12 protein-coding genes are annotated in these 13,654 nt (G+C 40.0%); 4 read left to right on the top strand and 8 right to left on the bottom strand.

Annotated features, from left to right (window positions below):
• The first annotated feature begins 35 nt into the window (after positions 1-35).
• The 3 genes from dtd to rluF all read left to right on the top strand — a co-directional run bounded on the left by dtd (position 36) and on the right by rluF (position 2,489).
• Complete coding sequence (dtd, locus tag DK861_RS02105) at positions 36-473, top strand: D-aminoacyl-tRNA deacylase (protein ID WP_072064855.1); 438 nt, start codon at positions 36-38, stop codon at positions 471-473.
• Between the two features lie 36 nt (positions 474-509).
• The gene (gene fabY, locus DK861_RS02100; RefSeq protein ID WP_072064853.1) at positions 510-1,424 is read left to right on the top strand and encodes a fatty acid biosynthesis protein FabY; all 915 of its coding nucleotides are present in this window, start codon (positions 510-512) and stop codon (positions 1,422-1,424) included.
• 183 nt (positions 1,425-1,607) lie between these two features.
• Positions 1,608-2,489: a 23S rRNA pseudouridine(2604) synthase RluF gene (gene rluF / locus DK861_RS02095; RefSeq protein WP_109399113.1), complete on the top strand. Its 882-nt coding sequence runs from the start codon at positions 1,608-1,610 to the stop codon at positions 2,487-2,489.
• A gap of 81 nt (positions 2,490-2,570) precedes the next feature.
• On the opposite strand, the gene DK861_RS02090 is transcribed toward rluF, so the two are convergent.
• From DK861_RS02090 to DK861_RS02075, 4 genes are all read right to left on the bottom strand, one after another.
• Entirely contained in the window at positions 2,571-2,810 is a 240-nt protein-coding gene (locus DK861_RS02090) for a hypothetical protein (protein ID WP_072068827.1), read from the bottom strand.
• Positions 2,811-2,897: 87 nt separating this feature from the next.
• Positions 2,898-4,574: an AsmA family protein gene (locus DK861_RS02085; protein ID WP_109399112.1), complete on the bottom strand. Its 1,677-nt coding sequence runs from the start codon at positions 4,572-4,574 to the stop codon at positions 2,898-2,900.
• A gap of 106 nt (positions 4,575-4,680) precedes the next feature.
• Positions 4,681-5,229, bottom strand: coding sequence for a hypothetical protein (locus DK861_RS02080; protein WP_109399111.1), 549 nt, complete (start codon positions 5,227-5,229; stop codon positions 4,681-4,683).
• 158 nt (positions 5,230-5,387) lie between these two features.
• On the bottom strand, positions 5,388-6,779 hold the full coding sequence (locus DK861_RS02075) for a uracil-xanthine permease family protein (RefSeq protein WP_109399110.1): 1,392 nt from the start codon (positions 6,777-6,779) through the stop codon (positions 5,388-5,390).
• Between the two features lie 241 nt (positions 6,780-7,020).
• Here DK861_RS02075 and gltS point away from each other — a divergent pair, with 241 nt between their 5' ends.
• Entirely contained in the window at positions 7,021-8,238 is a 1,218-nt protein-coding gene (gene gltS / locus DK861_RS02070; protein WP_072064843.1) for a sodium/glutamate symporter, read from the top strand.
• Between the two features lie 162 nt (positions 8,239-8,400).
• On the opposite strand, the gene recG is transcribed toward gltS, so the two are convergent.
• The 4 genes from recG to rpoZ are packed head-to-tail and all read right to left on the bottom strand — an operon-like array spanning position 8,401 to position 13,648.
• Positions 8,401-10,488 carry an ATP-dependent DNA helicase RecG gene (gene recG / locus DK861_RS02065; RefSeq protein ID WP_109399109.1) on the bottom strand — a complete coding sequence of 696 codons (2,088 nt, stop codon included), beginning with the start codon at positions 10,486-10,488 and terminating at the stop codon, positions 8,401-8,403.
• A gap of 4 nt (positions 10,489-10,492) precedes the next feature.
• Positions 10,493-11,215, bottom strand: coding sequence for a tRNA (guanosine(18)-2'-O)-methyltransferase TrmH (trmH, locus tag DK861_RS02060; RefSeq protein WP_109399108.1), 723 nt, complete (start codon positions 11,213-11,215; stop codon positions 10,493-10,495).
• Between the two features lie 2 nt (positions 11,216-11,217).
• Complete coding sequence (gene spoT / locus DK861_RS02055; protein ID WP_109399107.1) at positions 11,218-13,344, bottom strand: bifunctional GTP diphosphokinase/guanosine-3',5'-bis pyrophosphate 3'-pyrophosphohydrolase; 2,127 nt, start codon at positions 13,342-13,344, stop codon at positions 11,218-11,220.
• Positions 13,345-13,372: 28 nt separating this feature from the next.
• Positions 13,373-13,648 carry a DNA-directed RNA polymerase subunit omega gene (gene rpoZ, locus DK861_RS02050; protein WP_006534607.1) on the bottom strand — a complete coding sequence of 92 codons (276 nt, stop codon included), beginning with the start codon at positions 13,646-13,648 and terminating at the stop codon, positions 13,373-13,375.
• Between the last annotated feature and the right edge of the window lie 6 nt (positions 13,649-13,654).

The raw sequence follows: 13,654 nt of genomic DNA, 5'->3' as shown, positions 1-13,654 counted from the left end.
GTTATCCTTTTTTATTGATTTATTTTGGAGAGAGTATGATCGCATTAATTCAACGAGTGACACAGGCAAAAGTGGATATTGCTGGTGAAACAGTCGGTGCTATTAATCAAGGTTTATTGGTTTTATTAGGTGTAGAGAAAGACGACAACGAACAGAAAGCCAAAAGATTATGTGAAAAAGTATGTGGTTATCGCATCTTTAGTGATGAAAACGACAAAATGAACCTAAATGTGCAACAAGCTGGTGGCAGTTTATTAGTTGTCTCTCAATTTACACTTGCCGCGGAAACACAAAAAGGAATGCGTCCTGGGTTTTCGAATGGCGCCCCCCCAGAATTAGCGAAAAATCTCTATCACTACTTTATTGAACAATGTCAGCAACAAGGCTTAGAAACGCAAACAGGCCAATTTGCCGCAGATATGCAAATTACACTGACGAATGATGGCCCTGTTACCTTCTGGTTGCAGGTATAACGTCGAACGAGCAGTGATGTTAAAAGGAGCTCAGATATGTACCATTTACGAACCCCAAAAACAGAGGCCGAATTTGATGCCTATTATGCTTTTCGCTGGGAAATGCTTCGTAAACCTCTACATCAACCTGAAGGCTCTGAAAAAGACGGTTATGACACCTTTGCACATCACCAAATGGTTGTCGATGAAACAGGACAACCTGTTGCGATTGGACGACTCTATATCAATGCCGATAATGAGGGTGCTATTCGCTTTATGGCGGTGCACACGGATGCACAAGGTAAAGGTTTAGGTACTCTCGTTGCTATGGCACTTGAGTCATTGGCTCGCCAAGAGGGTATAAAACGAATAGTGTGTAGTGCGAGAGAAGAATCTGTAAGTTTCTTTGAAAAATTGGGTTATGAAAATTGTGGTTTAGTGACAGGCCCGCAAACAACACCCATTAAGCACTTTTTTATGAAAAAAAGTATTGAGTCTTTAGATGATATTCTTCATCGGCCTGATTGGTGTGCTGAATTACAAAAACAGTGGCATCAACATATTCCTTTAAGTGAAAAAATGGGGTTACGTATTACTCAATATACGGGAACACGTTTTTACACCACTATTCCAGAAGCGGGGAACCAAAACCCTCACCACACTATTTTTGCAGGCAGCCAATTTTCACTCGCAACATTAACGGGTTGGGGATTGATTTGGCTATTAATGCAAGAACATAAGTTGCAAGGTGATATTGTGTTGGTGGATGCGCATATTCGTTATCGCAAACCTGTATCAGGGCGTCCTGCTGCCGTTGCTGATATGGAAAATTTAAGCGGAGATTTAGGGCGATTAGCGAAGGGGAGTAAGGCACGAATTAAGCTAGATGTTGATATTTGTGGTGATGAAGGTGTTGGTGCTGTTTTTAGTGGTACTTATATTGTTTTACCTTCACAAAATAAGCAGTGCTAATTCAGCTAGCTATCTTTAAAGTCATTTAAAGGGAAATTATTATTTTCTTTTGGGTTACTTTTTCTATTTTCTGCGTTTTTAATTAAAAAAACAGAGTATAAAAAATCTATTCTTGAATGCTAGTGTTATAGAGTTTCTATCCCTATCCAATTGATGTATATTTCGCAGTTTACGGAGGGAAGCATGGACACCAATTTATCTACTCGTCTTAATAAATATATCAGTGAAAGCGGGATCTGCTCACGTCGTGAGGCTGACCGTTATATTGAGCAAGGACTTGTCCTTATTAATGGCAAACGCGCCAGTATTGGCGACCAAGTATTTGCTGGCGATGAAGTCAAAGTCAATGGTCGATTGATTGAAGCACAGGATAATTCTGAGCTGGTGCTGATTGCGCTGAATAAACCCGTGGGTATTGTCAGTACCACAGATGATGGCGAAAAAGATAATATTGTTGACTATGTTAACCACAGCACCCGCATTTTCCCAATTGGACGTTTGGACAAAGATTCACAAGGATTGATTTTCTTGACCAACCACGGTGATTTAGTCAATAAAATCCTACGTGCGGGTAATGATCACGAAAAAGAGTACCTTGTGACAGTGAATAAACCGATCACTGATGAATTTATTCATGGAATGGGTGCGGGTGTTCCTATCATGGGACAAAAAACCAAGAAATGTAAGGTCAAGAAAGAAGCGCCGATGGTGTTTCGCATAACCTTAGTTCAAGGGTTAAATCGCCAAATTCGTCGTATGTGTGAATATTTTGGTTATGAAGTCACTAAGCTTGAACGTGTTCGTATTATGAATGTGAGCTTATCTGGATTACCAGTCGGTGAATGGCGAGACTTGACGGATGATGAGCTGATCAAACTCTTTGATGCGATTGAAAAATCAACGTCAGAAGCACCACCAAAAGCTAAGCAAAATAAGCCGAAGAAACAAATCAGCAGTAATGCAAAAGCTTTGGGTATTCATATTCCTCAAACAAAAACCAAAGAAACGGAAAATAACTCTCGTAAGCGTTTTGTTCAGCCGGGTCGAAAAAAGAAAAAACGTTAATTTCATTTTTGTAGATGCGATAAAAACAAAAAAACACCTGAAAGGGTGTTTTTTGTTTGTTCTATTTAGGCATCAATAAAGTTAGTCTAAATTCAACTCATCTAATTTATTTTGACGACGTTCAAGCACTATCGCGGCAAGTTCGGCATCCATAACTCGTTCAATTAAGGCGTCATAGTCTTCTTTAGAGAGGCAATAGAACAACGGAGTTTTGTTGTCATCACACACAAGCAGTGTGCTGTTATCTTCAAGTGCAGTTAAAGGAGATTGTTGAAACGTGTTTAAAGATATTTTTTCAGGGGAAAAATCTTCGTCAGACATGAAAACTCCACGATAAAGAAAAGGGCAATAGCGCATTGTAACGCTTTTTATTAAGGGAGCAATCCGTGCTCCTGCGAAAGATCAATATTATAGGTGATTAATTATTTCACCATTTTGTATTTCTGAATTGAGTATTTGTTGCTCACCTTTACTTCCAGTCAATGTGCCATTGAGTGTTGATATCACTGGGCTTGCACGTAAATTACCTTTCAATTTTAGTGTAAATTGACCTATTTCATCAGAGTAGGTTGTTTTTAAACCTAATGTATAAGGTATTGATAAAGGTACATTTAAACCATTAGTAATAAGTGAAAATTGGCGTTGTTGGTTAGATTGGATTAAGCCGGCTGAACCTCGAACAATGCCGTCACCAATAAATGCTGAATATTGCTCAATAATAGCGTTATCTTGCTGAGTGACAATTTTTAAATCAGGGCGACGTAATTCAATGCGATTTAATGTTCCACTATCTGCATTGAATACGGCTGAACCTTGCCATAATCCCCATTCACCTTCTTTTGCAACCATTAAATTTTGCAATTTTCCTGTTAAGTTGGTGAATTGAAATGGAAATTCCGGCGTGATATCAATCAAAATAGATTGGTTGATAGATAACTGTTCGATAGTGATATTTTGAATATTACTCTTGCTATCTATCGGTTTAGCTAAAAAATTGAGCCAATTTTCAGGTAACGTATATAAAAGACCTGATAGAGTGGCATCTTGGATCGTGATGGTTTTATTGTCTTTATTCCAATGACCAGCAAGCTTAATTAAGCCTTTTTCATAGCGCAAACTGAGGTTATCTAGATTGAGTTGATTGTTCTGCTGGTTGAGCTTTGCGATAAGATCAGTGAAATGCTCATCTTGAAAAACAAGGTCATTTGTATTGAGCTCGCCGGTTGTAAATGAAAGAGCGTTATCCCAATTAAATTGAGAAAATTGCCCATCAAAACCACTCATTGCCCACTGTTTCCCTTCGGCCGTAAAATCAACAATATTAAGCGCTCTTATGCTAATGCGTGGGTACTCAGAGAGAGACTGAATTAATTCATTAAAAGTTTGCGAAGATTGCCAGCGTAAGCCATTCATATAAACTTCATCAAACTTCCATTGATTATCTTGATACTGACCACTTAATGAGAGTGAGCCATTAAGTAAACGTGTTCCTAGTTTTTCTATTTGAATATTATTGGGCTGATATTGACCAGAAATAATAAAATTACTGAATTTATTATTATTTATCATTCCATCAGCAATAGAAAATTGAAAATGGCCTGCTCCAATAAAATCTTCCGATGTAGGTGCCCAAGGTGTAATTCCCCCCGTCACTTTGTTTGCTTCGAAAGAAAAATCCGCATTGGTGCTGTTTAAAATCATATTTTTAAATTGCAGAATATCAGCACTTAACGGTATTGATGGAGACTTATTGGTAAATTCAATATTGCCATTTTCTAATGTAATTTTTTGCAGATGGGAAGGAGTGGTAAAAAATTGCCAATCAAATCGGATTTGTGCTGATTTTGCCGATACTCTGGCTTTATCTTGTTTAGGATTAACGAGGAGATCATAAACAATAACTTGTTCGGGCTGCATAAGGTCATGTTCAATACCTGAGAAGCGAATATCGTAATCAGTGTATTCTGTTAGCCATTCGCTTGTCTTTTGCGCTCCCCACTGAGTCTGAATAAAAGCGTAAATTATAATAATAAATAAAATAACGATAAGTATCAGAGATATCATACTTTTCATCAGCCAGCGCATTGCCCTTCTCCTGTTTTATACTCCATCAAAACAGTATACAGTTATGCCTGAAAACTAGGCGATGCTCAAGTATTCATCACTAGATAAAACAAGATTATTTAACTGTCTATACATTTATGATAGCGGATATCTTGTTTCTCAATTCGATAGTGGATGGAGCCGTCTGATTTTGTAAATGGGTGCTGATATCCTCCAATATATTTTTTATAAAACTCTTACTCCATGGTTGTTTATTCTTTAATTCTTCGTTTATTAATTTATTGCCATAGTTAATCAGTTGAGAAATTAATTCATTAGGTTCAAGGCTACCTGAACGATAAGTATTGTAAAAATTAGGGAGAATACCCGCTTGTGTTGGTAAATATTGAAACTGATATGTTAGAAACCCTTCTTTATCTTTCTTTGTCTGATTATTAAGGTAAGGATTTTGTAAAAACGTCACCAAGTCTTTTTGAATATGTTCTAAGTTGAATTCAGGGATAGACTTATTTCCCAAATATGTAAACTTATGATTTGTATTAAATAACGATAAAATAGAATCTTTTAAATAAGTTAAAAATTGTCCTATTGTTTTTATATGATAGTTTTCAGTTGATGGGTGACTTTTAAGATATTTAAGTGCTTTATTATTAACAATATTAAGTGGTGTTGGCATAGTATCTCTCTTTTGTTGATAACGTGAGTAAACATACTAATTATCGCAATTTGAAGAGTGATGCATATGTAAAAAGACCCTATTTGAGGAGTAAAAATAATGCACTATTTTAATAACTGAAAAATAGCGCATTATTGTACTGTTGTAATTTATGACAACTACTTTTCTTGAGGGAAAATAAGATTAAGAATAATTGCCGTTAAGCCACCTGCAGCAATACCTGATGACAGCAATGTTTTTAGCCAATCAGGAGCAAATTGTAATATTTGAGGCTGCTGTGAAACGCCCAGCCCTACCGCAAGTGAAATTGCAAGGATCATGATGGCTCGGCGATTTAACGCTTCTTTAGAAACAATGCGTACACCAGACGCAGCTATCGTACCGAACATAACTAATGTAGCTCCGCCTAATACTGGTTCAGGAATTCTTTGCACAAATTCTGCAACAAACGGAAATAATCCTAAGATAATGAGCATTGCGGCAACAACATAGCCTACGTAGCGACTCGCAACACCAGTTAATTGGATCACACCATTATTTTGACCAAAACAAGAGTTTGGAAAGGTATTGAAAAATGCCGAAACCATAGAGTTAATTCCATTAGCCAATACGCCCCCTTTGATCCGTTTCATATACAAAGGGCCACTAACGGGTTGTTCTGAAACATCAGAAGTTGCCGTAATATCGCCTATGGTTTCTAGTGAAGTGATCATAAACACCAGCATTAAAGGAATAAGCAAGTGCCAATCAAATGACAGCCCATAATAAAACGGCTCAGGAATAGTCATAAAAGGTGTTTTTTGATGTTCTACTGGTGTGGGCAACATATCTAAAGCCCAAGCAAGAACATAGCCCACAGCCATTGCAATGACTAAAGAAGCAACGCGTAAGTAAGGATTTTTTTGTCGATTAAGTAAAATAATAACGATAAGAACAGAGCCTGCTAATAACAGGTTTTGTGGTGAACCAAAGGTATTATTTTCGATAGCAGCATAACCACCACCAATTGAAGTTAATCCAACTTGAATTAAAGAGAGGCCGATTATCATTACTACGACACCTGAAACTAATGGTGTAATGATACGTCTTGCTAAGTGAAGTACACGAGACAGGATGATTTCGGTTAATGAAGCGACCATTAATGTCCCAAAAAGGGCCGCCATCATTGTAGGAATATCTGCTCCACCATTTTTAAGTGCTAATCCTCCCATAATGAGCGGAGCAACAAAGTTAAAGCTTGTTCCTTGGATTGATAATAATCCTGAACCTATCGGTCCCCATGCTCGAATTTGAATAAGAGAGGCAATACCTGATGCAAATAAAGACATGCTAATAATACGTTGAGTATCGTGTGCAGGTAATCCTAATGCTTGGCAAATAAGGATCGCAGGCGTGATAACCGCGACAAACATAGCTAAAAGATGTTGGCAAGCAGCAAAAAGTGTTTGTGGTAATGGCGGTTTCTCTTCTAAAGCAAAAAGAAGTTCGCTATTTTTTTTAATTGAAACATCACTATTTTTAGGCAAATTTTGATTTTCTGAAGTAACCATGGTGTGAATTTCTTATTCGGCAAAAACAGTATTTTAATGATCTGCGCCACAAAAGCAATCGTTTGCGTGAAAATGATGTTATCAAAATGCATAAGAGGCGCTCACATTTTTATATGTTTTAACTTGTGTTTGTCTGCGTTTTTTTTTCTAATCGGGGATACCTGCTTTTGGCGTTGTTTATGGATGAACTTAGCGTCGTAGTATTTTTATATAAAATTAACAAATAAGACGGGGTACATAAATGTATCATCTTGATGTTTATGGCACGCTGGTTGCGGCCACTTTGGTTCTCTTGATCGGACGTAAACTAGTGAAATCTGTTCCTTTTTTAGAACGGTATACGATCCCAGAACCTGTTGCAGGTGGGCTACTTGTTGCAGTTCTTCTATTAGCATCTAAATCTTTTATGGATTGGGAAGTCAGTTTTGATCTCTCACTTAAAGATCCATTAATGCTAGCCTTCTTTGCAACAATTGGTTTAAACGCGAACCTTGCAAGCTTAAAAGCGGGAGGAAAAGCGCTTTTTATTTTCGTCTTCGTTGTTGTTGGGTTGTTATTAGTGCAAAACACGGTCGGTATTGCATTGGCGAAAATGTTAGGCCTTGATCCTCTTATGGGATTATTGGCTGGTTCTATTACATTATCGGGTGGTCATGGTACAGGGGCTGCTTGGGGTAAAACGTTCGTTGAAAGTTATGGTTTCATGAGTGCGTCTGAAGTCGCAATGGCGTGTGCAACCTTTGGGTTGGTTTTAGGTGGATTGATTGGTGGTCCAGTTGCGCGTTACTTAATCAAAAATATTCCAACACCAGGAATTGGTGCTGATGATCATGAAATGCCAACAGCCTTTGAGAAACCCACTACAGGTAGAATGATTACTTCAATGGTATTGTTAGAAACTATTGCGATGATCTCTATCTGTTTAATGGCCGGTACGTTCCTTTCTCAATTGTTAGAAGGCACGGCATTCTCACTACCAACCTTTGTGTGTGTTCTGTTTATTGGTGTTATTTTAAGTAATAGCCTTTCAATGCTTGGGTTCTACCGTGTTTTTGATAGAGCGGTGTCAGTTTTAGGTAACGTGAGTTTATCATTATTCTTAGCAATGGCATTAATGAGCCTGAAATTATGGGAACTGGCTTCACTGGCGATCCCAATGCTGGTTATCCTTGGTGTTCAAGCAGGTGTAATGGCACTTTATGCAATTTTTGTCACTTTCCGTGTCATGGGTAAAAACTACGATGCGGCGATTTTAGCAGCGGGTCACTGTGGTTTTGGTTTAGGAGCAACACCAACGGCGATTGCGAATATGCAAGCCGTTACAGATCGTTTTGGTCCTTCTCATCTTGCGTTCTTAGTAGTACCAATGGTAGGGGCATTCTTTATTGATATTGTGAATGCGATAGTGATCAAACTGTATCTACTATTGCCATTCTTTACGCCTATAGTTGCAGGATAGTTTGGTTGCTATAAATTAAAATAGCTTCAAAAACGTTAAAGAGCACCTCAATGTTGGATATCGGCATTGAGGTGTTTTTCTATGTGATATGTAACTTACTAATATTTCAAGATCGACCTGAAGCGAGTTTAAACGCACGCTAAGCCATGTAAAAGAGTAACTTTAAGCTTGGCTGTATTGTGTTTTAGCAGGTAGCCAGCGTTCGATTAAGGCTTGAGAATGTTTAGGATAGTGTTGATGCAGGTAACGAGCGATACGCTGAACTTCAGGAACAAGTCCTTGGTCGCGCAATAAATCAGCGACTTTAAATTGTGCATTACCCGTTTGCTTGGTACCTAAAAGCTCACCGGGGCCACGGATCTCAAGATCTTTTTGTGCAATCACAAAGCCATCATTGCTATCCCTTAATACCTGCAATCGCAAACGTGCCGTTTGAGTGAGTGGTGTTTTATATAACAAGACACAATGAGAGGCGATTGCGCCTCGGCCTACACGTCCACGTAGTTGGTGTAACTGTGCAAGGCCTAGCCGTTCTGGATTATCAATAATCATCAAACTGGCATTAGGCACATCAACGCCAACTTCAATCACTGTTGTTGCAACTAAAAGTTGGAGTTCATTTTCTTTAAATGCGGTCATTACGGCCTGTTTTTCTGCGGGCTTCATTCGCCCATGTACCAACCCTACTTTGATTTCAGGGAGTGCAATTGTAAGCTCATCATAGATAACTTGGGCTGCTTGCGCTTCAAGAACATCAGAATCTTCAATTAAGGTACATACCCAATAGGCTTGTCGCTTTTCTTCTGTGCAAGCCAACCTAATGCGTTCAATAATGTCATTACGGCGAGTATCAGGGATAGCGACAGTGGTAACAGGTGTGCGTCCCGGTGGTAATTCGTCGATGATAGAGGTGTCCATATCAGCGTAGGCTGTCATGGCTAATGTGCGAGGGATCGGCGTTGCTGTCATCACCAATTGGTGGGGATGAAAGCCTTGCTCTTCGCCCTTTTTCCATAATGCGAGGCGTTGATGTACACCAAATCGGTGTTGTTCATCAATAATCACTAAGGCTAGAGAGTGGAATTTAACTTGCTCTTGGAAAATAGCGTGCGTTCCAATAATGATCGATACTTCACCATTCGCAATGGCGTTTTGCTGTGCCTCGCGAGCTTTCCCTTTCTGCTTTCCAGCCAACCAACCCACTTGGATATCAAAAGGCTCAAACCATTTTCTAAACGTCAATGCATGTTGTTCTGCTAATAATTCTGTTGGAGCCATTAACGCCACTTGCTTACCATTTGCAATAGCACGTAATGCACTTAATGCTGCAACTAGCGTTTTACCTGAACCTACATCTCCTTGGATTAATCGCATCATCGGATAGTTTTTTTCTAAATCTGTTTCTATCTCATTGACGACACGTTGCTGAGCATTTGTCGGGGTAAAGGGTAGCATTGAGAGAAATTGCTGGCGTAATGTGGAAGTGCTTGGCATAAACAGTGGTTCTGCACGATAAGATTGCGCACCAGCTCTGGCATTGAGCATACCTAGATTGTGGGCGAGTAACTCTTCAATAATGAGTCTTTTTTGAGCAGGGTGCTGTCCTTTTTCAAGCTGTGCAAAAGCGATATCAGGGGGAGGATTATGCAGTGTACGTAATGCGGTGGCTAATGGAGGTAAACCATGAATAAATTGATCGGGCAATAATTCATTAATAGCACAGGTATCAAGTAATTCTAACGCTTGCTCTATCAGTTTTCGCAATGATGTTTGGCGTAAGCCTTCGGTTGTTGAATAAATCGGGGTGAGTGTTTCTTGTAGTTTAACCTCAGCACCTGCTACTTTGATTTTATATTCAGGGTGGATAATTTCAGGGCCGCGACTTCCTCGCTTTACTTCACCATAGGCGATGACTTGTTTACCTTGAGCAAGGTTATTTTTCATTGCAGCTGTAAAGTTAAAAAAGCGAAGCGTTAAAATACCTGAGCCATCAGAAATTTGGCAGGTCATCATTTTTCGTCGACCAAAACTGACTTCCGTTCTTAATACTTCACCTGAAACAGTGGCAGGGATACCGGGAAGAAGATCGCTAATAGCATAGAGGTGCGTTTGATCTTCATAACGCAAAGGAAGGTGGAGTAACAAATCCTCAATAGTCACAAGCCCTATTTTTGCCAGCTTGTCTGCCTGACTTGCACCTACGCCGTGAAGAGTGGTTAAGGGGATTGCATCAAGCAGTTTTCCTTTCATGGGATCAATACTCCGTCTTTTTTAATTTCCTAAGTTGCTTTTGTGTCATTTGCATTTCTGCCCACCATGACTCAGGTGCTTCAATTTCACCATGATCATTAATGTATGGGCGAGGCAGGCCTTTTCGACGAGAAACTTCTGCCAATACTGGGTATCCACCTTCAAATAGCAGAATTTGTTGTTCTTCTTCTGTTAAGGTGCTCTCTGTTCGATTATACATACCCGCAGCCTGACGTTGGCGTTGTGCTTCATATAAAATTAAAGCACTGGCAACTGAAACATTCAGTGATTGCACCATCCCCATCATAGGAACAATGATATCTTGATCGGCAAGCGCTATCGCATCTTGTGAGATACCGGTTTTTTCCTGTCCCATAATAATACAAGTTGGGCGAGTGTAATCAATCTCACGAAAATCGACGGCTTTATCTGAGAGATGTGTCGCAAGAACTTGCATACCTTGAGTACGAAAGACACCTACGGCATCAGTGATTGTGGGGTGTGTTTCTACATTAACCCAACTGTTACTTCCGGCTGCTGGTGATACGAGCATTCGCATTTTTTCTTCAGGCCAAATAGCATGAATTTTAGGAATACCCACGGCATCAGCTGTCCTTATAACAGCAGCCACATTATGGGATTTATGCACTTCTTCAAGGCAAATCGTCAGGTCAGGTTGCCGCATCGCCATCATTTGACAGATGCGGGCATATCGAATCGAATTCATGACTAGTTTTTATTACGGCTAACGCGCAGAACGTCTGGCATGATGCGAAGTTTACGCATGATATTGGCTAATTGAATTCGGTCTTTTGCTGTTAAGCGAATAAAAGCACAATACACGCGACCATCTTTCTCTTCTGTATTCATACTTTGAATACTTGAATTTGCATCATTAATAGCTGCGGTTAAGTTTGCTAAAGCACCTTGGTGGTTAATCATATCGACTTTAATTTCAGTAATGAAATCGCTGTTGATCTCTTTGTCCCACTCGACAGGCATGAATTTTTCAGGCTCTTTTTGGTAACCACGAATATTACGACAAGATTCATGGTGAATAACCAAACCTTTGCCCGGGCTAATATGTGCAACGATAGGATCTCCCGGAATAGGGCGACAACATTTAGCGAAGGAGATCAATACACCATCAGCACCTTTAATTGGGAGTTTAGGGGGGGCATCATTGGTTGTTTCAGTTTGTGCGTTTTCATCTTGATTTTGATTATCAATCAATAAATTACGCGCAACAACAACGCTCATGGTATTACCTAAACCAATTTCAGCCATTAAGTCGTCGATTGAATGAAGTTTCATCCGTTTCAACTCGCGCTCAATATTTTCTGCTGAAATATCAGCAAGCTTGTGCTCACCTAATGCGTGATTGAGTAAACGGCGACCTAAATTAATAGAGTCTTCACGTTTTAGGTTTTTCAGCAGTTGTCTAATTTTAGAGCGTGCTCTTGAACTGACGACAAAGTTTAGCCAAGCCGCATTTGGTCTTGCGCCTGGAGCAGTAATGATTTCAACCGTTTGTCCTGTGCGTAGCGATTGTGAAAGAGGATAAGGTTGTCTATCAACCCTTGCGCCCACGCAGGCATGGCCGATATCTGTGTGGACCGCATAAGCAAAATCGACAGGAGTCGCACCCGTTGGTAATTCAACAATGCGACCTTCTGGCGTGAAAACGTAGATTTCATCAGGAAAAAGATCGGATTTTACGTTTTCGATAAATTCAAATGAGCTACCTGCGCTTTGTTGCAATTCAAGTAGACTTTGCATCCAGCGTTGAGCTCTTACTTGTGCAGTTGTGCCCGGTTGTTCACCTTGCTCTTTATAAGCCCAATGCGCAGCAACCCCCATTTCAGCCATTTGATCCATATCTTCCGTACGAATTTGCACTTCAACGGGTACTCCATGAGGGCCAATTAGTGAGGTATGAAGAGATTGGTAGCCATTGGCTTTGGGGATGGCAATATAGTCTTTAACTCGACCGGGACGTGGTTTATAAAGACTGTGCATTTGCCCTAAAACCCGATAACAGGTATCGACTTCCTTCACAATAACGCGAAAGGCGTAAATATCCATGATCGAGTGAAAACGTTGCTCTTTTAACAACATTTTTCGATAGATAGAGTAAAGGTGTTTTTCACGACCGTTAACTTTGCATTCGATATGCGCTTCTGTCAGGCGACCTTCAATTTCAGAGAGGATTTTATTAATCATCTCTTTACGATTGCCTCGAGCAGCTTTAACGACTTCTTTGATTACACGGTAACGATTAGGATGTAGCGCCTCGAAACCCAGCTCTTCAAGCTCTGTTTTGATATGGTGTATACCTAAACGGTGTGCAAGAGGACTGTAAATTTCGAGTGTTTCGCGAGCAATACGGCGACGTTTGTCTGGACGTAATGATCCCAGAGTGCGCATATTGTGAGTTCGGTCTGCCAGTTTGATCAAAATGACGCGGATATCTTTTACCATCGCCATAATCATCTTACGGAAGTTTTCAGCCTGAGCCTCTTTTTTGTCTCTAAACTTCAATTTATCAAGTTTAGACACGCCTTCAACAAGATCGGCCACCGTACTACCAAATAGGTTTTCGATATCTTGGAAGGTTGCAGGAGTATCTTCGATAACATCATGCAATAGCGCCGCCATTAGCGTTTGGTGGTCTAATCGCATATCTGCAAGAATACACGCAACCGCAACAGGGTGAGTAATATAAGGCTCACCACTTGAACGAGTTTGCCCCTCGTGGGCATTTCGGGCGACGATAAAGGCTTTTTTAAGTTGTTCAACTTGCTCCGATGGCAAGTATTTTTGAACGATTTGATTCAGGCTTTCAAACAGGTACAAGGCAGACCTACCCCTATTTTATAAACGATTAACGACGACCTTCCGCAATCGCTGAAACAGCTTGTAATTCTGCTGCTTCTTGCTCTTGCTGCTCTTGACGTTCACGAGCATCAAGAATTTTACCGTTAATCAGGCCTTCTTCGATTTCACGTAGCGCGACAACAGTCATTTTATCATTTTCTTCTGGAACTAAAGGGTCTTTAGCGCCAACTTGTAGCTGACGCGCACGACGTGCTGCGACCAGAACAAGGTCAAAACGGTTACCAATTTTTTCTACAGCGTCTTGAACGGTTACGCGTGCCATATTTGT

Origin of the sequence: Proteus sp. TJ1640, assembly GCF_003144445.1 — a bacterium.
Lineage (GTDB): Bacteria > Pseudomonadota > Gammaproteobacteria > Enterobacterales > Enterobacteriaceae > Proteus > Proteus penneri.
The sequence above is the reverse complement of the archived record's forward strand: the minus strand, read 5'-3'. Positions and strand labels throughout refer to the sequence as shown.

Coding starts and splice junctions, on each gene's coding strand:
- DK861_RS02085 (WP_109399112.1), bottom strand. CDS start 4,574: ATGCGCTGGCTGATGAAAAGTATGATATCTCTGATACTTATCGTTATT.
- rluF (WP_109399113.1), top strand. CDS start 1,608: ATGGACACCAATTTATCTACTCGTCTTAATAAATATATCAGTGAAAGC.
- DK861_RS02080 (WP_109399111.1), bottom strand. CDS start 5,229: ATGCCAACACCACTTAATATTGTTAATAATAAAGCACTTAAATATCTT.
- recG (WP_109399109.1), bottom strand. CDS start 10,488: ATGAAAGGAAAACTGCTTGATGCAATCCCCTTAACCACTCTTCACGGC.
- rpoZ (WP_006534607.1), bottom strand. CDS start 13,648: ATGGCACGCGTAACCGTTCAAGACGCTGTAGAAAAAATTGGTAACCGT.
- DK861_RS02090 (WP_072068827.1), bottom strand. CDS start 2,810: ATGTCTGACGAAGATTTTTCCCCTGAAAAAATATCTTTAAACACGTTT.
- gltS (WP_072064843.1), top strand. CDS start 7,021: ATGTATCATCTTGATGTTTATGGCACGCTGGTTGCGGCCACTTTGGTT.
- fabY (WP_072064853.1), top strand. CDS start 510: ATGTACCATTTACGAACCCCAAAAACAGAGGCCGAATTTGATGCCTAT.
- dtd (WP_072064855.1), top strand. CDS start 36: ATGATCGCATTAATTCAACGAGTGACACAGGCAAAAGTGGATATTGCT.
- DK861_RS02075 (WP_109399110.1), bottom strand. CDS start 6,779: ATGGTTACTTCAGAAAATCAAAATTTGCCTAAAAATAGTGATGTTTCA.
- trmH (WP_109399108.1), bottom strand. CDS start 11,215: ATGAATTCGATTCGATATGCCCGCATCTGTCAAATGATGGCGATGCGG.